22 protein-coding genes are annotated in these 24,844 nt (G+C 38.6%); 7 read left to right on the top strand and 15 right to left on the bottom strand.

The window, feature by feature from the left end; all coding sequences use genetic code 11:
* Nucleotides 1-196 precede the first annotated feature (196 nt).
* The 3 genes from ACO1O5_RS18870 to ACO1O5_RS18860 form a co-directional block, all read right to left on the bottom strand.
* Nucleotides 197-2,041: a RagB/SusD family nutrient uptake outer membrane protein gene (locus tag ACO1O5_RS18870; protein WP_486273012.1), complete on the bottom strand. Its 1,845-nt coding sequence runs from the start codon at nt 2,039-2,041 to the stop codon at nt 197-199.
* 21 nt (nt 2,042-2,062) lie between these two features.
* Nucleotides 2,063-5,314 carry a SusC/RagA family TonB-linked outer membrane protein gene (locus ACO1O5_RS18865; protein ID WP_486273010.1) on the bottom strand — a complete coding sequence of 1,084 codons (3,252 nt, stop codon included), beginning with the start codon at nt 5,312-5,314 and terminating at the stop codon, nt 2,063-2,065.
* Between the two features lie 564 nt (nt 5,315-5,878).
* A complete protein-coding gene (locus tag ACO1O5_RS18860; RefSeq protein ID WP_486273008.1) occupies nt 5,879-6,814 on the bottom strand; it encodes an SdiA-regulated domain-containing protein in 936 nt (311 codons plus the stop codon).
* Between the two features lie 163 nt (nt 6,815-6,977).
* Here ACO1O5_RS18860 and ACO1O5_RS18855 point away from each other — a divergent pair, with 163 nt between their 5' ends.
* The 3 genes from ACO1O5_RS18855 (at nt 6,978) to ACO1O5_RS18845 (ending at nt 9,637) form a co-directional block, all read left to right on the top strand.
* The gene (locus ACO1O5_RS18855; protein WP_486273006.1) at nt 6,978-7,445 is read left to right on the top strand and encodes a hypothetical protein; all 468 of its coding nucleotides are present in this window, start codon (nt 6,978-6,980) and stop codon (nt 7,443-7,445) included.
* A 149-nt stretch (nt 7,446-7,594) separates the two neighbouring features.
* Nucleotides 7,595-8,071, top strand: coding sequence for a ribose 5-phosphate isomerase B (gene rpiB / locus ACO1O5_RS18850; RefSeq protein ID WP_486273004.1), 477 nt, complete (start codon nt 7,595-7,597; stop codon nt 8,069-8,071).
* Nucleotides 8,072-8,230: 159 nt separating this feature from the next.
* The gene (locus tag ACO1O5_RS18845) at nt 8,231-9,637 is read left to right on the top strand and encodes an APC family permease (RefSeq protein WP_486273003.1); all 1,407 of its coding nucleotides are present in this window, start codon (nt 8,231-8,233) and stop codon (nt 9,635-9,637) included.
* Between the two features lie 109 nt (nt 9,638-9,746).
* Here ACO1O5_RS18845 and ACO1O5_RS18840 read toward each other — a convergent pair whose 3' ends face one another.
* Together ACO1O5_RS18840 and ACO1O5_RS18835 are read right to left on the bottom strand one after the other, a co-directional pair.
* The gene (locus ACO1O5_RS18840; RefSeq protein ID WP_486273001.1) at nt 9,747-11,093 is read right to left on the bottom strand and encodes a M28 family metallopeptidase; all 1,347 of its coding nucleotides are present in this window, start codon (nt 11,091-11,093) and stop codon (nt 9,747-9,749) included.
* A gap of 100 nt (nt 11,094-11,193) precedes the next feature.
* Complete coding sequence (locus tag ACO1O5_RS18835; RefSeq protein WP_486273000.1) at nt 11,194-11,757, bottom strand: hypothetical protein; 564 nt, start codon at nt 11,755-11,757, stop codon at nt 11,194-11,196.
* A 261-nt stretch (nt 11,758-12,018) separates the two neighbouring features.
* Between ACO1O5_RS18835 and ACO1O5_RS18830 the strand changes: the two genes are divergently transcribed.
* Nucleotides 12,019-13,209 carry a DmpA family aminopeptidase gene (locus ACO1O5_RS18830; RefSeq protein WP_486272998.1) on the top strand — a complete coding sequence of 397 codons (1,191 nt, stop codon included), beginning with the start codon at nt 12,019-12,021 and terminating at the stop codon, nt 13,207-13,209.
* 40 nt (nt 13,210-13,249) lie between these two features.
* Here ACO1O5_RS18830 and ACO1O5_RS18825 read toward each other — a convergent pair whose 3' ends face one another.
* The 3 genes from ACO1O5_RS18825 to ACO1O5_RS18815 form a co-directional block, all read right to left on the bottom strand.
* Nucleotides 13,250-13,879 (bottom strand): LysE family translocator, encoded by a 630-nt coding sequence (locus ACO1O5_RS18825; RefSeq protein WP_486272996.1) that lies wholly within the window; start codon nt 13,877-13,879, stop codon nt 13,250-13,252.
* A gap of 118 nt (nt 13,880-13,997) precedes the next feature.
* Nucleotides 13,998-14,312: a HigA family addiction module antitoxin gene (locus ACO1O5_RS18820; protein WP_486272994.1), complete on the bottom strand. Its 315-nt coding sequence runs from the start codon at nt 14,310-14,312 to the stop codon at nt 13,998-14,000.
* A 9-nt stretch (nt 14,313-14,321) separates the two neighbouring features.
* Nucleotides 14,322-14,606: a type II toxin-antitoxin system RelE/ParE family toxin gene (locus tag ACO1O5_RS18815; protein WP_486272992.1), complete on the bottom strand. Its 285-nt coding sequence runs from the start codon at nt 14,604-14,606 to the stop codon at nt 14,322-14,324.
* 227 nt (nt 14,607-14,833) lie between these two features.
* Between ACO1O5_RS18815 and ACO1O5_RS18810 the strand changes: the two genes are divergently transcribed.
* Together ACO1O5_RS18810 and ACO1O5_RS18805 are read left to right on the top strand one after the other, a co-directional pair.
* Nucleotides 14,834-15,808 carry a deoxyhypusine synthase family protein gene (locus tag ACO1O5_RS18810; protein WP_486272990.1) on the top strand — a complete coding sequence of 325 codons (975 nt, stop codon included), beginning with the start codon at nt 14,834-14,836 and terminating at the stop codon, nt 15,806-15,808.
* An 89-nt stretch (nt 15,809-15,897) separates the two neighbouring features.
* Nucleotides 15,898-16,950: a sensor histidine kinase gene (locus ACO1O5_RS18805; protein WP_486272989.1), complete on the top strand. Its 1,053-nt coding sequence runs from the start codon at nt 15,898-15,900 to the stop codon at nt 16,948-16,950.
* Here the strand turns inward: ACO1O5_RS18805 and ACO1O5_RS18800 are convergent.
* The 7 genes from ACO1O5_RS18800 to ACO1O5_RS18770 form a co-directional block, all read right to left on the bottom strand.
* Nucleotides 16,943-17,341 carry a phosphatase PAP2 family protein gene (locus tag ACO1O5_RS18800; RefSeq protein WP_486272987.1) on the bottom strand — a complete coding sequence of 133 codons (399 nt, stop codon included), beginning with the start codon at nt 17,339-17,341 and terminating at the stop codon, nt 16,943-16,945. The genes ACO1O5_RS18805 and ACO1O5_RS18800 overlap by 8 nt on opposite strands.
* Nucleotides 17,342-17,794: 453 nt before the next feature.
* Nucleotides 17,795-18,448, bottom strand: coding sequence for a phosphate signaling complex protein PhoU (phoU, locus tag ACO1O5_RS18795; RefSeq protein WP_486272985.1), 654 nt, complete (start codon nt 18,446-18,448; stop codon nt 17,795-17,797).
* Nucleotides 18,449-18,463: 15 nt separating this feature from the next.
* Nucleotides 18,464-19,222, bottom strand: coding sequence for a phosphate ABC transporter ATP-binding protein PstB (gene pstB, locus ACO1O5_RS18790; protein WP_486272984.1), 759 nt, complete (start codon nt 19,220-19,222; stop codon nt 18,464-18,466).
* A complete protein-coding gene (gene pstA / locus ACO1O5_RS18785; RefSeq protein ID WP_486272982.1) occupies nt 19,204-20,049 on the bottom strand; it encodes a phosphate ABC transporter permease PstA in 846 nt (281 codons plus the stop codon). The genes pstB and pstA overlap by 19 nt, the downstream gene beginning before the upstream one ends.
* A 2-nt stretch (nt 20,050-20,051) precedes the next feature.
* Nucleotides 20,052-21,041, bottom strand: coding sequence for a phosphate ABC transporter permease subunit PstC (gene pstC, locus ACO1O5_RS18780; protein ID WP_486272981.1), 990 nt, complete (start codon nt 21,039-21,041; stop codon nt 20,052-20,054).
* 20 nt (nt 21,042-21,061) lie between these two features.
* The gene (pstS, locus tag ACO1O5_RS18775; RefSeq protein ID WP_486272979.1) at nt 21,062-22,180 is read right to left on the bottom strand and encodes a phosphate ABC transporter substrate-binding protein PstS; all 1,119 of its coding nucleotides are present in this window, start codon (nt 22,178-22,180) and stop codon (nt 21,062-21,064) included.
* 48 nt (nt 22,181-22,228) lie between these two features.
* Nucleotides 22,229-23,431, bottom strand: coding sequence for a hypothetical protein (locus tag ACO1O5_RS18770; RefSeq protein ID WP_486272977.1), 1,203 nt, complete (start codon nt 23,429-23,431; stop codon nt 22,229-22,231).
* 212 nt (nt 23,432-23,643) lie between these two features.
* Here ACO1O5_RS18770 and pstS (ACO1O5_RS18765) point away from each other — a divergent pair, with 212 nt between their 5' ends.
* Nucleotides 23,644-24,711, top strand: coding sequence for a phosphate ABC transporter substrate-binding protein PstS (gene pstS / locus ACO1O5_RS18765; RefSeq protein WP_486272975.1), 1,068 nt, complete (start codon nt 23,644-23,646; stop codon nt 24,709-24,711).
* Nucleotides 24,712-24,844 lie beyond the last annotated feature (133 nt).

The following is a 24,844-nucleotide window of genomic DNA, read 5'->3' as shown; positions in this document are numbered from 1 at the left end:
TAGCATTCACTGACTGCAGACGATTACTTTAAAAAGCGAAGGTGAACTTTGGAACCTATTTGGATTATTGTCTTTTGCATAAATATTTATTCAGCGGTTATTTTATTAGCCTTATTATTTTTCCCAACATCAATCATGCTTTAAACACTACGCCGGTATAAATAACCGGCATAGTGTTTAAAGTCATTTAATTTTATTAATAGCCCGGGTTCTGAATAAGTTTATTATTCTTTTGCATTTCATCGAGCTTGATTGGTGGGAAATACAATTTATCATTCCATGCCCGGTTTTCAACCCCGGCTTCTATATTTTGTACCCTATATATGTAATCGTAATTATTCTTGTCGTATCGGTATGTAGTGACTGTTTTGCCCGGCTTAAGCTTTCCGTTAATAACCATTATTCTTACTTTTTGTCCAAGGGTTTGCGGGGCTATCATCCATCGTCGTGCGTCATAAAAACGTTGCTCTTCAAAAAGCATTTCGATATTGCGCTCATTCTGGTACCTTGCCATGAGCGCTGCGCCACTTTCTGTAATGGCAGGCAATCCAGCCCTGAATCGGATTTTATTAAGCCATTCTTTGGCGGTTGTTTCATCACCGAGATTAAGCAGAGCTTCTATGTAATTAAATACGACTTCTGTGTACCTGATTTGAATAGATGGAATTTGTTGTTTTTGATTCATATCTACAATTCCTAAATCGTCATTTGAAAACTTTCTTATTGAATAACCGGTGCGGGTACCGTTCCAATTTTCGATAGAACTATTGCGTGTATCCAAGCCAAAATAGGTGGTTGCAGAACCGGCGGTTCCAACTTCATACGTACCGAATTGTATTTCGCCATAAGGATCTATACCGGCACCATCAGTTGTACGGGGCTTCCATTTAGCTCCATCATACAAGATAGAAGCATAAAATCTTGGTTCCCGGTTTTCGTATGGAGCTGCAGCTTCCGTCGGATTATTCCAATCGAACTTAGTACCATCCATCATCTCATAATTATCTACAAGATTCTGCGTTGGTTCGCTGGATGTCCATCCATGATAACCATTAGTAGTATTGTTCCTTGGATACCATGCTCCCCAATCATCTGTAGATGCATTAATATAGTATTTTGCCAGAATAGTTTCTTTTTCACCACCATTTCTAGATAACGCCACATTTGTGTAATCAGCAATAGCCTGTTCTTTTGTTGACGGAGCGATCAAATCCAGTTTATACCCATACTGTCCTAAATCAATCACAGCTTTAGCCGCGTCACGGGCTTTTTTCCAACGGTCAACCCTATCGCCGCTTACGTAGCCCAATAACTCAGGGTTTGAATATCCGGCAATCAGGGATGATTTTGCTTTCGCTGTCGGGATATCGTGTAAATCGCTTGCGGCGTACAATAATACTCTTGCCTTGAGGGCCATAGCTGCGCCTTTTGTAGCACGACCCAAGCCAAGTGTTTTGCCATCAAGCAGTAAGGCAGCAGAGTCGAGATCACTAACAATTGAATTTACACATTCTTCGTAAGTATTCCTTGCAATGGTAAAATCGGGATTATCTAATGCATATGGAGTTTTAATGAGAGGGACTCCTCCATAATATCGTAATAATTGGTTATAACAATGAGCACGCAAAAAATAGGTTTCCCCTTTTAAGCGGTCAACCATGGTAGGATCAAAAGTGGCTGTTGCAAGATTTTCCAGTGCAAGATTGGTAGCCCTGATACGGAGATACATCTCACCCCATTCGTAGGTATTGTTTACCCAGCCGGTAGCGCCGGGGCTCACGTTACCTTCCATTATATCTGCCCTGCCGAAATTATATAACGCATTATCACTAATGCAGTCCATACTTTCCTGGTTCAAAATACCATCATGATATACGTTGTAGATATCAGTAACAAATGCTTCCGAGAGAGATGGATCAGCCCATACCGTAGACGCAGGTGGCTTATCCAGCGGCTGCGTATTTAAAAAATCTTTGTTGCATGCCGAAAGCAAGGTGCTTATCGTAATTATTGGAATGATGCTATTAATTATTCGTTTCATTTTTGTGAGTTTTTTATAGATTTAAAGAGTAAGAGTTGCTCCCACATTAATTACCCTTGCCTGAGGATAATATTGCAGGCCGCTGTTAAGCGACTCGGGATCGAAAATATCCTGCTTCGCCCATGTTTTAAGATTAAGGCCATTAACATATATCCGCAGTCCCTTAATACCTGCCTTTTTACCTATATTATCCGGAAGCGTAAACCCTAGCTCCAAGTTCTTTAACCTTACATAATCAGTACTCATCATATAGTAGGTGTTGCGATTAGAAAAATATTGGTTGTTTCTATCCACTGTGCGAGGGTCAACTGAACTTGGGTTGTCAATCGTCCAGCGATGATCGTAAGAGTATTGCAGGTAGTTACCGATAGTACCTGATTCTGTCTGCAGGAAAAGTTCACCACCAGAAGAATTCTGGAACAAGATCGATAAATCAAAGGACTTATACTGCAATCCGATATTTAAACCTCCCTGGAAAGTAGGTGTGGTAGTCTTATCTGACCTTACCCTATCATTAGCATCTATTTTTCCATCGTTATTAACGTCTTTAAATTTCATACTGCCTGGGAAAAGTTTTCCGGCGCCACCAACACCGGTATAGTCAAGCTTATTGGCATCTACATCTTTTTGATCTTTGAAAACGCCATCGTACTGATACAGCAGCATACCATCAGGATTATTTATATCATTGGGGATAGGATGCCCGGTGGACAGTTGATAAGTCGGTCTGCCTGGTGTCTCATCCCAGAAAACGATTTTGTTTTTTGCATAACCACCGTTTACACTAATATTAAAATGCAAATCGCCGAAATGATCGTTGTACCCCACTGTAAATTCGTAACCCTTATTAGCAACCTTTCCGATATTTTCTGCAGGCAATGTCAAACCCGCACTCTGCGGTATAGACGCATTCCTGAACCATAAGATGCTCGAACGATGATTCTGGAAATAATCCAGTTCAAGCGTTAGCCTGCTGTTTAAAAAACTAGCATCCAAACCAACGTCATAATTATTGGCTATTTCCCATGTAATATTGGGATTGGGAATGCCATTTTCATGATACGCCGTGGCTACCTGGTTATTGATCACATAGCCAGAGCTGGTAATTGCATAAGTGGGCAGATAGCTATACTCTACTAGCGAACCTCGTGAGTATATTGCATCATTACCCAATTTACCCCATGAACCACGGAGTTTTAGAGAATTTACGAACCGGACATTATTCTTGAAAAAATTCTCTTCTGAAATTCTCCATCCCGCAGTTACACCAGGGAAAAATCCGAAACGTTTGGCTTCCGGGAAATTATAAGACCCATCATACCTCCATAAAAATTCAGCTATATATTTTTCCTGGTAGTTATAACCGACACGTCCAAAATAATTCAATCTTGCACGTTCCCATGCGCTGCCACCTGATTTTTGATCGACTGCGCCTCCAGCATTTAATTGGTCAATAGCCACAGAAGGAAAATACTGACGATATGCATTAAAGTAGTTAGCATTGGATGTTTCCTTGGTTACCCCCGCCAGGAATGTAACGTGGTGGTCTCCAAATTTATGATCGTAGGATAATATACCTTCTAATAATGAATTTAGCTGGTCAGTGGTGTATTCGTTAAGGGTCGGTCGAGTAGTTGGGCCTTTTTGCACCTTCGTTAAAACTGGTGTTTTCCCATCTGCCTCGTATGTTGCATAATCCCAACTATAGATGTACCATGGGGTATTCCAGGTTTTACCTTGCTGGATATACTTATCCAGCGCAACATTTCCCGTGAGTTTCAGGCCCTCTACCCAAGGTATCGTAATTTCAATTTTGCCGTTTGATTGTAAATAATAGCGCGTGTCCCTATCATAACCGGTTTGATTGGTAGTAATTACTACAGGTTGTTCCCCATTTTCAATATCCGGTCCTGGTAAACCATTAGGCCAGAAAGCAGGCTTGTATGGATAACCACGCATCAGCATTCTAAAAATAGAACCAGCGGATTTTGTTGGGAAGAACCGGTTCTCCTGACGCCCGGTCACCCCAAGAGAAGCGTTTATATATTTATTAACCTTCGCATCGAGATTTATACGAAAATCGTATTGTTTGTACCCGGTAGCCGAATGTTTGTAATACCCATCCTGGTTTTCATATCCTAAAGAAGCCAAATACTTTACGTTCTCTGAGCCGCCTGACAACTGGAGGTTATGGCGTGATTGTGGTGACCAATCTTTCAAGGTTGCTTTAAACCAATTCGTATTCGGATGTCCCCACGGGTCGGAACCATCTTTGTATTTTTGAATATCTGCAGGTTGAAAAGGAGCTGTAGATACACTACCACTTACCGGATCAGTATAACTTCCGGTTGCTTTAAAAGCCGCTGATGCATCTGCCCACTTGGAGGGATCTAACTTATATATCTCTATTTCATTGGCCATAGTAGCATATTCAACTGCATTCAGCATTTTAGGTATAACAGTAGGCTGACCCCATCCGTTATTGTAGCTGTAGGATAATTCAGGCTTGCCTGATTTACCATGTTTTGTAGTAATCAATATTACCCCGTTAGCAGCACGTGCGCCATAGATAGCGCCGGATGCATCTTTCAATACAGACATGCTTTCTATGTCAGCAGGATTTAAGCGGTCCAAACCACCGGCACGGGCTGGCACCCCATCGATAACTATTAGCGCATCGTTGCTTCCCAAAGAATTGACTCCGCGAATGTGTATAGCAGAACCATCATATCCCGGTTCACCACTGCTGTTTGTTGCAACAACACCCGGTAAGCGACCAGCCAATGAATTAGACAAATTTACAGCAGGCGATTTTTTTAGCTCGTCTCCTTTTACCTGTGCTACAGCGCCGGTAAGCGTTACCTTTTTTTGTGTACCGTACCCTACAACTACCACTTCATTAAGTTGGTTTGTTGCAGCCTTAAGATTAATAGAAAAGGTCGTTTGACCACCTATTACAACATCTTGTGGTTGGTAGCCAATTGAAGAAATTTGAAGAACCGATTTTTGATTGGGAACATCTAACGAAAAAGCTCCGTCCGTATTTGTGGTTACGCCCAGTTTGGAGCCTTTTACGGTTACAGTCGCATCGGCGACAGGACTACCTTTCTCGTCCTTTACCATGCCAGTTACATGGATTTTATTTTGAGCCTCCGCTCCAAAACTGGTAAGAATAATAAGATTGATAAAAATAAATTTTTTGAAAAAATCCCAAGTGTGTTTTTCGGTGGGGCTTATGCTATCAGGGCAATAGGCATTGATGAGTTTTCTCATAATGTAATTTTTGATGATTAAGAATTCATTGATTTTTGAAGATTAATTGTTGTTTTGACAATTAATTTTGATGGAAATTTTTTTTAAATTTTTATTACATAATTTTTTAAGTTTTTAAGGTGATTATGAAATGGGAGTTGTCTTAATTAAGATTTATTATCTGTCAAGCAGATAAATTGTTAATTTTTTTGTTACGTTCTTTTTAAATTTTACCGCTTTCTCCTAAACAAAACGCATTGCTTAAATCGCACTTAAGTGATGGAGTTTCGCAAAATTTATTTACCTCTATTTATTCTACTGAAGCCTGTGCAATCGTTTCCTATAAAACTTTCAAACTAATTTTTGACCAAAAGTCACTTTTCAATCTCAATTTATCCAGTTGATAGGTCGTGCAATCGTTTGCATAAACAAACATAAAAAAGTTTTGTGAAATCACAAAACTTTAACAAAATCTTTATTAGACGTATTTTTTTGTTTTAAAAGATTTACAGGCCTTTTATAAAAATGCAAAGGACGTTTATAACGTGTAAAAGAAAAAGAGAAAATTACAGTATTACAATGCGGTTAATTATTATCAGGATCAAATTCAAATAAATTACCCGCCTCTCCTTTTTTGCCTTCAGAACTTATATACAATTTCCCGTCTGGTGAAAAACAAATTCCTTCGGGTTGGGGCATCAGGTCTTTGTCGATAAATTGAAGTGATATGAGAACGCCGTCGTGAGAAAAAACAGCCATACATTTATTATCCCGGGTTGACAGTAAATATAAATCGTGCGTAACAGGGTGTACTGCTATTGCAGAAGGGAAGAAATCCAATTTCTCATCGGTTACTTTTTTAAAATCCTTTTTATTAATCAGGAGGAATGGATTTTTGATTAATCTTTCCTGCCCCATATCAAATTCATAGACTGCTTTTGTTGATTTTTTTGCATCAGCAATTCCAGGTTCGTCTTTGCAGGCAATCAGCAGTTTTTGTGTTACGGGATCATAGCACAGGCCTTCGGTATTATTTTCTTTCTTTAAACCGGTCTTAATTTTTTCAATTACAGGTTTGGTCTGCCAATCGGTTATTTTAAAAAGATCGCCATGGCTCCACAAAGCATATACAGTATTATTAATATAGGTCACATCTTCAATGTCAAACTTTTCCTTATCATTATCCGCAAATGGAATTGTTTTTTCAAGCGTTGCCGTTTTATCGTCAATCTTTACATAATATAAATTAGCGTGAAGGTCCTCAATAAGAATTAGGTGATTTTCATCAATCCATGTATTGCCTGAAACCTCCACCAACTGAGCCGGCAATTTCCAGGTATGGTTTGGGTTTTTGAGATCATATTTAAATTCAGTTGCATCATTTTTAAGATTTGAGTCAGATGCACTTTTCTGGGGCAGATATACAATAACGGGAGTTTTACTCTTGATGTTTTTGCCATTTTTGCAACTAAAAAAAAGCGGGAAAAGAATAAGAAGCAGATTCAAAAATGTTTTTATCATATAAAATTGTTTCAAAGGTGTAATATATATCAAATACCGGGCAGCTTTATTTTTGGAAAGTAATTTTACAAAGCTTTGTAAAAACTAAAGAAGCTACAAAATAGGATTAGGCGTGAGAATTGCAGTGAATATTTTTTGAAACAGAAATTAAACCTGTGTTATTATGAAAAGTACTTCAAACGAATCAACAGTATTAGGAGAACTGGGTTCCGCCATTGGTAAAGGGCTTATAGCAGGACTTGCAGGAACCATTGCCATAACAGCTTCGCAAATGATTGAAATGCGGATAACAAAAAGAAAATCCAGCAACGCCCCCGCCAAAGCAGTAAAGAAAACGTTGCATATTGAGGCGTCTCCCGGAAATAAAGAAGATTTATCTAATGAAGTACATTGGGTATATGGTACCTCTTGGGGAGTAATGCGTGGATTATTATCGATGGCGGGTATTACCGGGTTTGCAGCAACTACGCTGCATATGGCTTCTGTTTGGGGAACCGCAGTTACCATTCAACCCAAACTTGATATTGCGCCACCCCTTAGCGAATGGGAACCAAAAGATATTGCGATTGATTTGCTACACCACGCCGTTTATGCAATAGTGGCCGGATTGGTCTATGATGCTATTGATTGAATTTTCTTAAAATTTATTATTGATATTTTCATTAGGGTTGAGTTGAAAATATCTTGTATTCAATATTATTCTAATTCATTAAAAAATGAAATTTTAAATAATAGCTGAGCAGTATTTTATTTACCTTTAAAGTAATAAAAACCTCTGTTATGTCATGTACTTTCAATTTAGCATTGCCCGTTGCCATCGGCAGCGATCATGCGGGTTTCGAATATAAAGAAGATATCATTTCCTTCCTCGATGGTAAAAGTGTAACCTGGAAAGATTTCGGGACGTATTCCACGGATTCAGTGGACTATCCCGACTTTGCTCATCCTGTTGCAAATGCGGTTGAGAGTGGCGAAGCAAGTTTTGGAATATTAATTTGCGGCAGCGCTAACGGCGTAGCTATAACCGCAAATAAACATCAACAGATACGGGCAGCTGTTTGTTGGGAACAGGAACTGGCAGAACTGGCCCGTAAACATAATAACGCAAATGTTATCTGTATTCCCGCAAGGTTTGTAAGAGAAGGCGTGGTTGAAAGAATGATTGAAGTGTTTATGCATACCGATTTTGAAGGTGGCAGGCACAAGACCCGCGTAAATAAAATTGCTTGCGGCGCAACTATTCCCGCCCAGGCATAAACTCTTTATTTAGCGAATAAAGAGAATCGATAATACAAGTACTTTTTTCCAGGTATTTAGTTTCCTTCCGGTATTTGTAGGGTTGAAAAAAAATTGGCCGATAACAAAAAGATAACCGGACAGATTTATATAAGAAGTTTTTTGCTATCTTAAAGTTTGGTGGAAAAAAATATTGAGATTATTGACAAAACTGCAATTCCTCTTCTTAGGGTAATTGGCCCCATTCCTGCAATCTTAATAGTTGCGGGTAATATGATTGGTACCGGCGTATTTAAAAAGATTGTGCCAATGGCTGCGACCGGCCTCACTGAAAAATATATTTTGTTGGCCTGGATTGTCGCCGGATGTATCTCCTTATTAGGTGCTTTTACTTTTGCCGGCCTTGCAAAACTCACAACAGCTTCCGGTGGGCTTTATGAATACCTGCGCATCTGTTTCGGGAATTTTGTAGCGTATCTCCTGGGCTGGACCATTTTGGCAATTGTTGGAAGCGGATCAATTGCAGCAGTGGGTTTCATCTTTTCACAGTCCGTAAATAACCTTATTACTATCCCGGACCCTTTGCACAATCTGAGTAATATTTCTATCGCTCATTCTCTTTACCCCTTCGCTTTCTCGGGAGTAAAAATATTTGCTGTTATAACTATCATGTTGTTGACGTGGCTCAATTATCGCGGTGTAAAGAAAGTATCTGTAGTAAACAGCATAATTACTTCAGCAAAAATATTGGGTATACTATTTCTAATATTAGGAGGATTTGTGCTTATCAGTCCTTCTATGGCTAAGCCTGAAACGATTACTCCTCTGCAAAACTTTTCGGGTGTTTCTTTTGTCAGCTTGTTTTTTGGGGCGATGCTTAGCGCTTTCTGGGCGTATGATGGATTTGTAAATGTTGCCGCAGTTACAGGAGAAATAAAAAACCCAAAAAGAAATGTGCCCATAGCAATTGTGATCGGCGTATGCATTGTAATGGTTTTGTATGTACTGGTAAACGCCGCATATATCCGTACATTATCCCTCACCCAACTGGCAAGCCTGTCCGAAAATAAAATTGCGGCTTCGGAAATGTTAGGTCTTATCATGGGAAATAAAGGAAGGATATTAATTTCCTTATTGATTATGATTAGTTCTTTTGGCACCCTCAACATACTCATTCTTGTCTATTCAAGATTGTATTACCGGATGGCGCAGGAAAATGTGTTTTTTAAAAATGCGGCAAAAGTTCACTCCATTTACCGGACGCCTTACAATGCATTGTTATATTCTATGATATGGAGTTGTGTTCTGGTTATCTCGGGCACTTTTGATGTACTTACGAATATGACTGTTTTTGGCAGTTTTACATTTTACGCGTTGGGCGCAGTTGGTCTTATTAAAATGAAAATGAAGAAAATAATTACCGAAAGGATCCCTGCCTACCCCGTGGCGCCAGCACTATTTATTATACTGGTGTTGGCGTTTTTGATAAACACACTTATCAGTAATCCCACGCAAAGCATTACTGGTATTGCATTAACGTTAATAGGGATACCCTTTTATTATTTATTTAAAAAAAGCAGCTCGTAAGCATCCAACCTCTATTCTATAGTGACTGTTCGTGAAGATTAAATGTACGAATCAATGGTTCAATAATATTCCAAACACTATTTATTGACAATCATGGACAATTCATCTATCATCGTCCAACATCAGGAATTACAGGTAAACTCTCGTTTCCACCTTCATTGACCGATTGCACAGCGAAGAAATAATTGTCTTTGGAATAAGGAAATGTCATTTGTGTACTGGCCGTAAATAGTTTCTTTTGCCAAACAGGGCTTGACGTTTCTCTTATCAAAATATAATACCCTTTAACTTTTCCTGTTTTTGGCGGCAGCCAGGAAAGTGTGGTGGTATTGGTCAATTTTTTTATTTCAATTTTTACATCTTCAGGCATTGAAGGTGCTTTTGCGAGGTTAGCAAGATTCGATAAATTCATGGCTATATTTTTCCGGAGGTACTCATAGTCGATATGTATTGGAAGGTCGCCGTATTGAATACCATTTTCCATGCGAACATCCTGATGCTGCCGGGTATAGTTTTCATTCATCTCGGTAATTCTTACTGCTGTAAATCCATTTTCCAAATAAGGCAAATGATCGCCACCTCTTAAAAAACGGTCTGTTCTATATACCAGGACTACATCGAGATGATCAACATAACGCTCCCCAACTTCTTTCACATAACGGGCAAGCTCACGCGATTTACTGTCGTTCTCTAAACCAAGCGCCATAATGCGTTTCAGTTGTTCTTCAGTATCATAATGAGGAATGCCTTCACTAAATACACGAACTTTTGTGTTATTAATAATACCGGTTTCATTACTATTATTGCTCCCCATAATATCATTATTCAAAACCGCTTCTATATTCCAGTTTTCCTTCTTTGCTTTCTCTGCCATATAGGTTGAACCAAACAAACCCTGTTCCTCTCCACTAACAGCGACAAAAATAATAGTTGCAGGAAAAGAATGTTTACTCATGATCCTGGCACATTCCAATACTGCTGAAGTTCCGCTTCCGTCATCATCCGCACCGGGTGCATCACCGGTACTGTCCATTACGTTAGTTCGCATATTATCTAAATGCCCGCTGATAATAAAAATCCGATGGTCACTTGGATCGGTTCCTTTTAAAGTTGCTATTACGTTGCCAAGGAGTATGGGCCTGTTTATGCGCTTGCCGTTTGGCTCAATAATAACGGTATCTATAAACGCAGTTAATCTTCCGCCGGAATTTTTAGCTAACTCATTAAATTTATTCAGCACCCAGGCTCTTGCAGCCCCAATGCCTCTTTTGGGGTTTGTTTGTGTGCTCAAAGTGCTGCGGGTTCCAAAGGCAACCAGCGTGGTTATATAAGACTGAAGAGAGTCTTTAGAAATTTCATTGACCATTTGCGAAATTTCCGGATCACGATCAATTATGGTTTGGGCGAAAAGCGTTTTAGTAAAAAACAGGATAGAAATGAGGTATGTGGCTTTCATCGAATAAATTTACTCAAAAAAATTCCACTATTCTTTTCTAACTGCATTTAACAAAAAAGCCGTTCCGGATGATGGAACGGCTTTGAAAAGAATTTAATATTTAATCTCTGTCGTGGTGGCCATGATTTCCCCTTCCATGATCACCACCATTCCCGCGACCATTATTTCTACCCCCGTTGCCGCGGCCATTATCTCTTCCATATTCTCCACGATCATCACGCCTGTCATCATCTCTCCTGCGGTCATACCTGTTATGTTCGTAACGTTCCCGTTCGGCAAAATACCTGTTATCACGACTATCTCTTATTACAGGTTGGTAATGGCCGCGGTCAGAGCGATAATGTAAGCGATAATACGAATTACGCAGCCATGGATCGCGATCGTTAATTACCACTTTATAAGAATGATACAAATCATATCGGCCATATCTTGGTGGTAATGATGCCGCAAAATTCCAACGTCCATAGTCATAATAAACGAAAAGGCCACGAGGAACATCATAGTACACGTCCAAATCCGGTATATAATAATAGTCAACATAATCGTAGCCGACTGGTCCCCACACCGGCTGACGCCCTATATTTATATGAACGCTAACCTGGGATTTTGCCTGGTAGCTAAATGCGCTCAAGGCAATTGCTGATATAAGAAGAATTTTTTTCATTGGTAGATATTTACTTTGGTTGATACTAATAAGATGCCACAATTGAAGAAATCTGTTAATGGGCATTTATATTTTGACAGAGTCTCAATCCCATAGTTTAATAATGGAATCTATTCTAACGTCATCTTAACATTTTAATCCCTCAGTTAGAGGAATTGCTAAGGAAATGTAAAAATATTTATACTGCACCCTCAATGAATGAATCCTAAGAAAAAGGTTTGCCCGTTAGATGAAATTCGCGGTTTAGCTAAGTCGATAAAAATGAAACAAATACTTTTGTTTGACATTTTTATTCTTAACCATTTATTTTCAACTATGTCTCAACAAAATGCAAGAGCAAGAGACCTCGCAATTCCTTTCGATGGCAACCCCGGGAAATATAATGCCATAACTGATGTTGCAGGAGTTGAAGTAGGCTTTACAACCTTAATGGAAGGAAGCGGCCATCTCTTAAAAGGAAAAGGCCCAATCAGGACAGGGGTTACCGCCATCTTTCCGGCAGGCAAAATTTATATGCCGGTTTTTGCAAACTGGCATTGTTTAAATGGTAATGGGGATATGACGGGAACGCATTGGATAACCGAGTCAGGATTTTTGGAAACACCCATTTTAATAACTAATACGAGTAGTGTGGGTACCGTTCGCGATGCTGCATTGGAATGGATGGATAAAAATAAATTTTATGATACCGGTCAAAGTTTCTGGTATTCGTACCCGTTAGTTGCTGAAACTTACGACGGTGTTTTAAACGATATTAATGGCTTCCATATTAAGCCGGAACATGCCTGGCATGCACTGGAAACGGCAAAGGGAGGTCCCGTTGAAGAAGGTAACGTGGGCGGGGGCACCGGAATGATTTGCCATGATTTCAAGGGTGGTACAGGAACCTCTTCGAGAATAATCAATGAAAGTTTGGGTGGATACACCGTTGGCGTTTTGGTACAGGCAAATTATGGTACCAGGAAACAATTAACTATAGCAGGAGTACCGGTTGGAAAAGAACTGGCAAACGTGTTGCTGCCATCAATAAATACAGCAAGCCAGGAAAATCCTAAGAAAGATAACAGGTCTTCGGAAGGTGGTTCTATCATTGTTGTGGTAGCTACTGATGCCCCGCTTCTTCCTCATCAATTAAAGCGCTTAGCCGGTAGAGTTAATCTTGGTATCGGAAAAACGGGAGGAATCGGGGGAAATGGTTCCGGCGATATTTTCCTAGCTTTTTCCACTGCCAATAAAACGGCTTTCAGCAGAACAAAAGAGACAAGCCTTACAATGTATTCCAATGATCTTATGAATGATCTATTTGCTGCAACGATCGAAGCGACTGAAGAAGCTATCATTAATGCATTGGTAGCTGGCAAAACTATGAAAGGCATAAACGACAATACAGTTCCTGGTCTTCCGCATGAAGCAGTTATAAAAATTTTAAAAAAGTACAACAGGATAAAATGATTTTAAACATTTAACAGCTTGTCTGCTTCAAGCCCGGTAATTAACTTATTTTCTTCGATGCCAACGCCACTTTAATTCCAAGCCCTATTAATATTATACCGGTAATTTTTTCCTGCATGCGCCAGAACCTTTTATTATTTTTTATGAAGTTGCCAGCCTTGCCAATTACCCAGGCAACTATCATTAGCACACAAGTTCCCTGCAGATCGAACCATAAACCCAACGAGAAGAGTTGTATTTTATATAATGGTGACGCAGGTTGAATGAACTGTGGTAAGAACGACAAAAAGAACAATGCCACTTTAGGATTCAAGGCATTCGTAATAATTCCCTGCTTTAATAGTTTCCATTTGTCCGCTGGTGGAAGCGCTTGTATATTTTTATTGAAATTTGATTTTGACAAAAGGGTTTTGGCACCGAGATAAATTAAATACCCTGCTCCAAGAAACTTTATGAGTTCGAAAAGAAAGGCTGATTTCATTATGATTATTGATAGGCCAAAAACAGCAGCAGCAATATGTACAAAGCATCCGACAAAAATACCAACTGCAGAAATTATTCCTGCTTTAACACCCTGCGATATACTTCTTGAAGCAACATATATCATGTCGTTTCCGGGAGTGAGATTGAGAAGTAGAGAGGCAATAAAAAATAAAAAAAGGTTTTGCATATAAAAACAAATCGATTTAGCTCCTGAATAAAGGACCCATTTCAACATTTATAGAACACCGTTACCGGCCTTTAATGCGGTGATTTTAATGTATGCAACCAAACGTTGTATTGCACATTTATAAAACGGCAGCTTTCCAAAACACTTTAATTTTTTTGGTATCAACTTTTTTTCTTGCCAGGAACAGATTGAAATTATCCTGTACCTGCAGCCAGAATTCAGGTGTAGTATTACTAAAACCAGTTGCCAGTTTTATGGCCATTTCAGGAGTAACGGACTGTTTACCATTGATAATTGCAGATAAAGTTTTGCGGGTGGTGCCCAGGCCGGTAGCTACTTCTTCAACGCTTAATTTCTTGCCGGTTTCTTCAGCAATCCCATCAATCGTTTCTCTGATCAATTCTCCGGGATGTGCAGGATTAAACATTGCCATAATTTTTTTTTAATCATAATCAATATAATCTATGTCCCGAATATTTTCATTTTCTATTTTAAAAATAATCCGGTAATTCTTGTCAACCTTTACTGGCCAAAAAGCCTTCAGATCGCCCTTCAATTGGTGTAAGTTATACCCAGGAACATTTAATTCTTCCGGAGTTCTTGCCGCATCAAGTCGTGTTAAAATTAGCCTGATCATACTCACATGTTGCCGTTGTAGTTTTGAAGCATCGCCTTTCTCATAAAAAAGTTTAAGGCCTCTATGTTTAGAACTTACAATCATATTCATATTTAACATGAAACGTTCCAAGTTGCAAATTTAATATTAAAAATTGTAGACTAATAACGAATACGAAAATCCAAAAATATGGTGGCCTTCACAAAATCATGATTCGTTATGAAGTTTCAATTTATTGAACCAACATTTTTATTGATGATGAAAACAAAGCCTTCCTCCCTAAAAAAATTTATTTTTGTTCATCGATAAACTTAAGATGACTAAATAAATTTTACTTAATGAATAAAGGACCTATTTCAGATTTTATAGAACATCACTATCGCCATTTTAATGCCGCCGCTTTAATGGATGCTGCCAGGGGATATGTAACTCACATAGACGAAGGAGGAAAAATGATGGTTACGCTTGCAGGTGCTATGAGCACCGCTGAATTGGGAATTTCATTTGCGGAAATGATAAGACAGGATAAAGTTGCGATCATCAGTTGCACCGGTGCTAATCTTGAAGAAGATATTATGAATCTTGTTGCGCATAGTCATTATAAAAGAGTTCCTAACTATCGCGAATTAAGCCCGAAAGAAGAGTGGGATCTGTTGGAAAATCATTATAACAGGGTAACGGACACATGTATCCCGGAAGAAGAAGCGTTTAGGAGATTGCAGCAACACATTCATAAAATATGGAAAGATGCTGATGATAAAGGTGAACGATATTTTCCGCATGAGTACATGTATAAAATGTTATTGAGTGGTGTGCTGGAACAGTATTATGAAATTGATCCCAGGAACAGTTGGATGTTGGCTGCAGCACAAAAAAATATTCCTATTGTAGTCCCCGGATGGGAAGATAGTACCATGGGAAATATTTTTGCCTCCTACATTATAAAAAAAGAATTGAAAGCATCTACCATGAAAAGTGGTATTGAGTATATGGTTGAATTGAGCGATTGGTATAGAAAAAATTCCTCGGGAAAAGGTGTTGGTTTTTTTCAAATTGGTGGTGGTATCGCAGGCGATTTTCCTATTTGTGTTGTACCCATGATGTACCAGGATCTGGAATGGCATGATGTACCTTTCTGGAGTTATTTCTGTCAAATTTCAGATTCAACTACCTCGTATGGGTCTTATTCCGGTGCGGTTCCTAATGAAAAAATTACCTGGGGTAAATTAGACATTCATACGCCTAAATTTATTGTAGAGAGTGATGCCACTATTGTTGCACCGCTAATATTTGCATGGGTGCTTGGGTGGTAACTTCACCCCGACCCCTCTCCAACAAAGAATGGCGCCACTTTTCTAAAATGTAATAATGTAATTATTAATTTCGCTTTAATTATAAATAGTTGATAGCTAAAAAAAATTTTTCTCCACAACAGGTTGCCTTACTTACCTCAATCCCCATTGGACTAACGGCAAGCCTTGCCATATTTGTCTATAACGAGTTATGGCTACCTGCTGTATTTCTTTTTATTACAATATCATTGGTTGCCTACTTTATTATTTATAATACAGTAAAGCGCTTTGTATATCGAAAAATAAAACTCATTTATAAACTCATTTACCAAACAAAAGCAAGTAAAAGGGAAGAGTTTTATTATAAAAATATTTTGCCTCAAAAATCTATTGAAGAAGTGAGTGAAGATGTGGAACAATGGGCTGTACAACGAAAAGAAGAAATCGAAATATTAAGAAAGAATGAAATTTTCAGGAAGGAATTTTTGCTGAACCTTTCCCACGAATTAAAGACACCCATTTTTGCTATACAAGGTTATGTGGATACATTACTCAACGGCGCTTTGAATAATCCCGAAGTAAACGTAAGATTTTTAACCAATGCTTCTAAGAATGTTGATCGGTTGGTAAACCTGGTGGACGACCTGGATGAAATAACCAAACTGGAAAGCGGGGAACAATTATTATATAAACAGAATTTTGTAATTCAGGATGTTATTAAAGAAGTTTTTGAATCTCTGTCGATTAAAGCCGATGAAAAGAAAATTAAATGTTTTATTAAGAAAGGATGCGAATTACCACTTACTGTTTTCGCCGACAAAGAAAAAATAAGACAGGTGCTTATTAATCTTATCGACAACAGTATTAAATACGGAAAGAACAATGGAACTATTGAAGGGAGCGCTTATAAAATCGATGGTAAAAAAATACTCGTAGAAATAAGCGACGACGGCAATGGAATTTCAGAGGAGCATTTGCCCAGAATATTTGAAAGATTTTATCGCACTGATCTTGCAAGAACACGCAAGGTGGGCGGAAGCGGACTTGGTTTATCGATTGCGAAACACATTATTGAAGCCCATGGCGAAACAATACATGTAAGAAGTAAAACCGACGTAGGTACAACATTTGGCTTTACATTACCTTCCGCCAGAACTAATTGATTTTTTTCTTTGAAATATGTTTTGTCGAAAATAATTTGTAGAAAAAAATCCAGCAAAATATAGCAGAAAGAACACCTATTAAAGCGCCTGCCAAAACATCGTCGGCAAAATGCTGAGCAAGGTAGATGCGGCTATATCCCACTACAATAGCTCCCGCTAAGAAAAGTGTCGAATAGCTTTTATTTTTTAATGCAAAACTCAATACGGCGGCCATTGCAAACGCTGAAGCAGTGTGACCTGAAGGAAATGCATGAAAATTATGAAGCGTTACATTTTCAATAAAATATTTGTAAGAAGTATCTTTTAAAAAAACTGCAGGCCTGGCTTCAAGAATGTAATATTTTAAAACCTGCGCTATTATCCCCGAAATAGCATAACTGCCTAATACCATTAGCCCTAAAAATCTTTTTCTGAAAAGTAAAAGCAATAAGCCAATACCTATGCAAAAAAAGCCATCGCCTATGTAAGTAAGATAAATGAAGATAAAATCTGTTAATTGAGAGTGATATGGATTTAATAAGTAAAAGCCATCAGCCTTTGAATAAAAAAAAAGAATAAAGCAACAAAGAATTACAAATAAAAAAAATCCGACAAAGAAAGAACGATTTGCTTTAAACAAGGAAGGTAACGACATGCAAAATACAATTCAGTATTGCCAAAAATAAACAAATGCAGATTGAATATTCAAGCTAAAATTTTCACCTGGCGATAAGCCCATCTCCCGGACGGGTTGGTGTTAATAAAAAACCACCTTACACGATTGCAGGGTGGTACAGTTTGCAAGACGCTGTTTTGCTTACGGAAAATCTTAAATGCTATTAATTGTAAAAACGATATTTAAATATTACTGGTGCTTCAGCACTTTGGCTTCAACGTAAAAAATAATTTCTTCTGCTATATTTTTAGACTGGTCGCCTACCCGTTCGAGTTTGCGGATAATGGACAAAATGTAAAGAGCCTGGCTGATAACGTTGGCGTCATTCCTGATAAATTTTGAAATATTATCATCTGCCCGTTTATTAATATCATCGAGGATATCGTCTCTCGAAAAAATTGTTCTGGCTAAAAGCGTATTTTCAAACTCAAAGGCGACCCGCGTATCGGTGAGAATACTTATAGAATCTTCAAACATTTTAATCAGTTCAGTATCTTCAAGCATCGCGATGTCAAACCTGGCGGGCGATTCAACAATATACCTGGCGATACCTTCGGCGATATCTCCAATTCTTTCAAGATTATTATTTATTTTAAGTACGGCTAGCAAAAACCTAAGGTCAATGGCAACGGGGCAATACAAAGCAAAGATATTTTCGCAATCCCGGTCAATTTTTAGTTCAAGAGCATTTACTCTTTTTTCCTTTGCTATCACTTCCCTTGCAAGGTCTTTGTCAAAACTCAACATGGCATCTTTAGCCTTTGTTAATTGCAACAAGACCAACTCCCACATGTTAATTATTTCTGATTTTGCATCCTGCAATTCTGTTTCAAAATGTGTCATTACTTATTTTTTACATTAGCTAAACCTTCCGGTTATATAATTTTGAGTTCGTTTATCCTGGGGATTAGTAAACATATTTTTAGTATCGTCATATTCAATTAACTCACCCAGGTAAAAAAAAGCGGTTTTATCACTTACTCTCGCAGCCTGTTGCATATTGTGTGTTACTACAATAAGGGTATAATTTTTCTTTAATTCCTGCAGCAAAACTTCTATGCTTGAAGTGGAAATAGGATCCAGGGCTGAAGTAGGTTCATCCAATAAAAGTACTTCCGGCTCCATGGCAATTGCCCGAGCAATACACAAACGCTGCTGCTGACCACCGGATAGAAATGTTCCCTTTTTATGCAATGAATCTTTTACTTCATTCCACAGCGCTGCTTTTTGCAACGATTGCTCTACAATAATATCCCGGTCCGCCTTGGCAATCTTCATCCCATTAAGTTTATACCCTGCAATTGCATTATCGTAAATACTTAAATTAGGAAAGGGGTTGGGTCTTTGAAATACCATACCTATTTTATGACGCACAAATATGGGATGCATGTCGTATATATCTTCATTGTTCAAGAGCATTTTTCCTTTGGTAGTAGCTCCTTCTATTAGTTCATGCATCCGGTTAATGCAGCGAAGAAAAGTTGTTTTACCACATCCCGAAGGGCCCATTACGGCAACAACGTTATTTTTTGGGATTTCAATATTTACTTTTTTTACAGCATGATTTTCTCCAAAATAAGCATCAAAATCAATCGCCTTTAAAATTGTACTTTCCATCGTCTTGTTGTAATCTTAGTAATAATATTTAATAATAACACCCATATTAACAAAATAAGTGCTGCTCCCCATGCAAGGTTGTGCCAATCATCATAGGGGCTGGTTGCGTAGTTAAAAATAAGCAATGGCAGGCTTTGCATTGGCTTTAAAATATTAGTAGAAAAATAGGGATTTCCAAACGCGGTAAATAATAATGGAGCGGTCTCGCCCGCAATACGGGCAACGGCTAAGATAGCTCCTGAAATAACCCCGCTAAATCCGCAAGGCAGGAGAATTCTTAAAATTACCCGTTGATAAGGTAAGCCCAACGCAAGGCCAGCCTCTTTGAGAGAATCCGGTAAAAGCTTTAAAGTTTCTTCTGTTGATCGCACGACAATCGGGAGCATCATAATTGCCAAAGCCACACTTCCCGATAAGGCAGAAAACGTACTCAATGGCTTTACGATCCAAAAATAGATTACAATACCTACCACTATTGACGGTGTGCCTTGTAACACATCAACTGCAAGGCGAGTCCAGTTGGCCAGCCAGCTTTTCTTATTTTCACTTAGATATATACCACCCATTATTCCAATTGGAATAGCCATTAAAGCCGCAAAAAAAACAATAAGTAAGCTGCCGACAAGAGCATTTGCAATTCCTCCTCCCGATTCACCAACCGGCTTCGGAAGGTTAACAAGAAAATGCCAGTTTATTTTGGTAATGCCTTCTTTTAAAATATATGCCAGGATTACAAACAAAGGAACGGTACAAAGTGTAGCGAACAATATTACCATGAATTTAAAAAATTTACTCTTCCCGATTCTGTATTTAATATTCGGTTTCATAATTAATCTGTTGTAAATCTTTTAATGATTCTTTTTCCAATTAAGTTAATAATCACAGTTACAAGAAACAACACTAATCCCAATTCAATTAGAGAGGACAGATAAAGGGTGCTGGCAGCTTCCGTGAATTCATTGGCAATTACGCTCGCCATAGTATTGCCCGGGTCAAAAATGCTTTTGGGTATGAGACTCGTATTTCCAATTACCATAGTCACAGCCATCGTTTCACCTAATGCTCTCCCCAGCGAGAGCAAAACGCCGGCCATCAAGCCCGATTTGGCATAAGGTAAAATTACAGCCCGAATCACTTCATACCTGGTGGCACCTAACGAATAGGCAGCCTCCTTTAATGAGGAAGGCACCATTCGAATCATTTCTCTTCCTAAAGACGCCGCATAAGGAATGATCATGATAGCTAAAATCAGGGATGACGTAAATATACCGATGCCATAAGGAGTTACTCCAAGTTTGAGTTCTAAAGTTCGTACTAACGGTACTAATACAAATAAGCCCCAAAAACCATAAATAACAGATGGAACCGCAGCAATAAGTTCTATTGAATTTTTCAAAAATTCGGAGAACCAACCACGCGGGTAATATTCACCTAAAAAAATTGCAATGGCAAATGAAAAGGGTATGGATATCAATAATGCCAGGAAGGAAGTTAACAGGGTACCTAACAGGAACGGGTAAGTGCCGTAAACATTAGCTACGGGATCCCATGTTTTACCCGTTAAAAAACCAAACCCAAGGGCCTTGATTGAGGGCATTGACTGAACAATCAGGGTTAGTAAGAATGATATGACTAGTATAAGAATACTTAAAGCAATTAAAATAAGAGCAGTTTTAAAAAACTTTTCCATTCGTATTTGTCGAATAGATCGCCTGATTTTAATGCTTTTCAACACATTCATCATACCGTTTATAGATGAAATTTCCCGCAGCAACAAATTACTGCGGGAATCTCCTGGTTTTGTTATTGATAATTTCAAAACTATATAAAAGATTTTTATTACAACAATGGTTTACCGTTAAATGTAGCCGATTTAAGAATTGTTTCTGCAACTGTAACTGCAGCAGGCGACAATGGTGCATAATTTAAACCCTGGCAAAATTGCTGGCCATCATGGATGGTCCACCACAATAATTTTAGAAGATTTTGGGCCCTGTCCTGTGCACGGTTATTATAACTCTGTTCCTGGTAAATCAATGCCCAGGTAAATCCGCTAATCGGGTATCCATCTGCAGCATCTGTATTGCCAAGAAATATTTTTGAATCCGCAGGTAATTGCACGTTACTTGCCGCGCTGGTTGAGGCAATATTTGGAGTAATAAAATTGCCTGATTTGTTTTGAACTTTTGCATAAGCCATCTTATTCTGCACTGCGTAAGCCAATTCAATATAACCAATACCGCCCGGAGTTTGTTTAATAAGACCAGATACTCCTTCGTTTCCTTTTCCCCCAAGGCCTGCAGGCCAGTTTACAGAAGTGCCCTTACCAACTTTGGTTTTCCACTCGTCATTTACTTTAGACAAATAATCAGTAAAAATGTTTGTTGTGCCACTTCCATCAGAGCGGTGCGCTATTACAATGGGCGTAGCCGGTAATTTTACTCCCTTGTTAATCGCTGCAATTTTCGCATCGTTCCATTTTGTAATCTTACCAAGATAAATTTCTGCAAGCACTTCAGGAGTTATTTTTAAAGTGTCGGTTACTTCCGGCAAATTATAACTGATAACAACTGCACCTGAACACATAGGAATGTGTAATACGGGAACACCCATTTTTTGGGCCTGCTCTTCGGTCAGGGGTGCATCAGAATCACCAAAATCAACGGTTTTATTAGTTAGTTGGAGAATACCTCCACCTGAACCAATTGACTGGTAATTGATCTTTAGCCCCGTAAGCTTGTTATACTCGGAAAATTCTTTGGAGAATAATGGATAGACAAATGTACTTCCTGCTCCCAAAAGCGTTTTATCGTCTCCGTTAGTCGAAGCCGTTGAGGTGGAGTCACCCGTACCTTCTTTTCCGGATCCACCCCCGTTACATCCTGGCAGCGCACTGGCGGCTGCAATAAGAACGAACGATGATAATAAAGCTTGTTTGATTTTTGAACTTATTTTCATGATAATATATAAATTGGTTTGAAATAAATAAATAATAGTTTCTAAAAATTACTTACCAAAAACAAAATAAAAGGTAAGGCGGGCAACAACATCACTGGTATTATATTTTGTTGAAAATCCCTGGTTTGAATAATGATTAATCCAAATATTCGGCATCAGGTGAACATTTTTCATCGGTGTATAATCGAGCCCCGCTGTAATAAAATTTTCTTTCGTGGAGGGATCATTATACCCGCTTGTATTACCTACATATTTGTTATACTTACCATTGTCAACCTTATTGTTAGGATTGAAAAAATCGGTACGTGCAAAGAAACCTAATTTGTCTTTCACCATCGTTCCTCTTGCGAAAATTGAAAGGCCGGTTGCATTTACCGATAAAACATCAACATTTGCGGAGGAGATTTCTGTAGCCAGGTCATCATTTTTCAAATGATTGCTATAGGCTTCTACGCCAAGTGTAAATGTTGGAACCGTATAAGCAACAAACCCCTTAATCATACTTCTTGAATGCTTCATGCCGGCAACCGGGGACATGCCGTTATAATCGACATATAAATTTACGTAGAGTTTTTTATCAAGAAATTTACCCCAGATATCACCATAGAGCCATTTGTAGTTGTCTCCTTCTGGTTTAGCACCTGTTCCGTTGCCTACCATTAAATCGTAACCGAAATTTCCTTTTTTGGGATCAAACTTTCCCTGTAAAGAAGCCCCCAAATCATAAGACGGAGTGCCGCGAATATCAATTATGGTTTTCTCTATAGAACGATAACCCCATATTGGTTCAGATGACATAGAAAAGCCCGGTGTACCTACCTGTCCCAGTATCAGATCAGTACCTTTCCAAAGATCTTTAATGCGAAGGTTGGCAAGCTTTACATAAAAAGCGAGCTTACTATCTGAAAGTGATTCACCGGGCGCCGCTTCAAGTAACACTTCGGCGACAAATTTTTTGGTAATATTATAATTATATCCAAGATAAAGTCTCCTGATCTGGAAGGCATTCCTGTTTTTTGGCACACCTGAATACTGGCTATTGCTGCCCCTGTTCAGAGAGTCCGCCTGTGCCTTAACATAATAATCACCAAACATATAACCCCATAATTTTCCTGAATTAGGAACTCCGGCTTTGAAGGCAGAGTCAGAACCTGAAACAAATTGCGCTTTTAAATTACTGCTTGATAATAAATTGATAAATAAAATCGATCCTGCGATAACTATCCATTTTTTAGATAAAGAATTGCTCATATATTTTTTGTGCAAAGGAATCCTTGTTATGTTACCAAATTGTTAAGCCAACATTACCAATGGGTTAATAAACATGCTGTAAGAGGCCCAATAGCTGAATCTCATGGAATGATTCCAACTGCATAAGGCAACGGTTTTGATAACGTTAAAGAAACAATTTAGTAACACCGGCATAATAAGACAGGCCTTTCTTTGCACAAAAAACCAAAAACATGAAACAATTCTTTGCAACAACACAAAAGTATTTTGCCATCGCTTTTTTAATGGTAATTGCTTTTTCTTTTCAAATAACCGCAAATGCGCAAGATGACAACACTATCCTGGGCGCAGGTAGTACGTTTATTTATCCGCTTTTCTCAAAGCAATTTTCAGAATACAATAAAAAAACAGGCATCCAGGTAAATTATCAATCAATTGGTTCGGGTGGAGGTATTCTTCAATTAACTAACAAAACAGTTGACTTTGGAGATTCGGATGCACCGCTTAATGATGAACAAACAACCAAGATGGGCGTTCCCGTTATTCATATTCCCATGTGCTCCGGCGCAGTTGTTATAACCTATAATCTCCCGGGATTAAATGCTAACCTTAATTTTACTCCCGACGTTATTGCAGACATTTACCTCGGAAAAATTACTAATTGGGACGATGCAAGGATCAAATCGATCAACAAAAGAATCAATATTCCTTCAATTCCTATTTTGATAGTTCATCGTTCAGATGGAAGTGGCACTACCAATATTTTCACAAATTATTTATCTAAAGTTAGCGCTGATTGGAAGGGAAAAGTAGGCAGCGGCGGATCAGTGAATTGGCCAACTGGTTTGGGAGGGAAAGGTAATGAAGGTGTTGCAGGACTGGTAAAACAAACTCCGGGCGGTATTGGTTATGTTGAACTGGCTTATGCTATTCAGAATAAAATGCCCAATGGTATCATCATGAATAAGAAAGGGAAATATATTGCACCTTCTACCGCTTCTGTTAGCGCAGCAGGGAATGTGACGCTTCCTCCCGATGCAAAGATTTTCATCACTGATACGGATGCGGCCGACGGCTATCCTATTAGCGGATTTACCTGGGCTTTAATTTACAGAGAGCAGAATTATAATAGTCGTTCTTTGGACCGGGCAAAAAAACTATTGCAGCTATTATGGTGGGATATACACGAAGGACAGCAATTTGCGCCGGGGTTAAATTATGCTCCGTTATCCAAACAGGCATTAACGGTAGCTGAGAATAATCTAAAATCAGTAACGTTTAATAACAAAGCCGTTTTATAATAGCGGGACACTAAAGAAGTTCTCAGAAAAGGGCTACCATCGTAATTGATAGGTAGCCTTTTTATTTTACCGTCAACATTAAAGCACTTAAAAAATATCACCTTTCTTTCAAGTCGATTTTTACATTATGGCT

The sequence above is a fragment of the Ginsengibacter sp. genome, assembly GCF_057362405.1.
The sequence above is the reverse complement of the archived record's forward strand: the minus strand, read 5'-3'. Positions and strand labels throughout refer to the sequence as shown.

Bases quoted from the DNA above. Each gene is read 5' to 3' on its own strand.
- ACO1O5_RS18870 (WP_486273012.1), bottom strand. From the start codon at position 2,041: ATGAAACGAATAATTAATAGCATCATTCCAATAATTACGATAAGCACC.
- ACO1O5_RS18865 (WP_486273010.1), bottom strand. From the start codon at position 5,314: ATGAGAAAACTCATCAATGCCTATTGCCCTGATAGCATAAGCCCCACC.
- ACO1O5_RS18860 (WP_486273008.1), bottom strand. From the start codon at position 6,814: ATGATAAAAACATTTTTGAATCTGCTTCTTATTCTTTTCCCGCTTTTT.
- ACO1O5_RS18855 (WP_486273006.1), top strand. From the start codon at position 6,978: ATGAAAAGTACTTCAAACGAATCAACAGTATTAGGAGAACTGGGTTCC.
- rpiB (WP_486273004.1), top strand. From the start codon at position 7,595: ATGTCATGTACTTTCAATTTAGCATTGCCCGTTGCCATCGGCAGCGAT.
- ACO1O5_RS18840 (WP_486273001.1), bottom strand. From the start codon at position 11,093: ATGAAAGCCACATACCTCATTTCTATCCTGTTTTTTACTAAAACGCTT.
- ACO1O5_RS18835 (WP_486273000.1), bottom strand. From the start codon at position 11,757: ATGAAAAAAATTCTTCTTATATCAGCAATTGCCTTGAGCGCATTTAGC.
- ACO1O5_RS18830 (WP_486272998.1), top strand. From the start codon at position 12,019: ATGAAACAAATACTTTTGTTTGACATTTTTATTCTTAACCATTTATTT.
- ACO1O5_RS18825 (WP_486272996.1), bottom strand. From the start codon at position 13,879: ATGCAAAACCTTTTTTTATTTTTTATTGCCTCTCTACTTCTCAATCTC.
- ACO1O5_RS18820 (WP_486272994.1), bottom strand. From the start codon at position 14,312: ATGGCAATGTTTAATCCTGCACATCCCGGAGAATTGATCAGAGAAACG.
- ACO1O5_RS18815 (WP_486272992.1), bottom strand. From the start codon at position 14,606: ATGAATATGATTGTAAGTTCTAAACATAGAGGCCTTAAACTTTTTTAT.
- ACO1O5_RS18810 (WP_486272990.1), top strand. From the start codon at position 14,834: ATGAATAAAGGACCTATTTCAGATTTTATAGAACATCACTATCGCCAT.
- ACO1O5_RS18800 (WP_486272987.1), bottom strand. From the start codon at position 17,341: ATGGTATTAGGCAGTTATGCTATTTCGGGGATAATAGCGCAGGTTTTA.
- phoU (WP_486272985.1), bottom strand. From the start codon at position 18,448: ATGACACATTTTGAAACAGAATTGCAGGATGCAAAATCAGAAATAATT.
- pstB (WP_486272984.1), bottom strand. From the start codon at position 19,222: ATGGAAAGTACAATTTTAAAGGCGATTGATTTTGATGCTTATTTTGGA.
- pstA (WP_486272982.1), bottom strand. From the start codon at position 20,049: ATGAAACCGAATATTAAATACAGAATCGGGAAGAGTAAATTTTTTAAA.
- pstS (WP_486272979.1), bottom strand. From the start codon at position 22,180: ATGAAAATAAGTTCAAAAATCAAACAAGCTTTATTATCATCGTTCGTT.
- ACO1O5_RS18770 (WP_486272977.1), bottom strand. From the start codon at position 23,431: ATGAGCAATTCTTTATCTAAAAAATGGATAGTTATCGCAGGATCGATT.
- pstS (WP_486272975.1), top strand. From the start codon at position 23,644: ATGAAACAATTCTTTGCAACAACACAAAAGTATTTTGCCATCGCTTTT.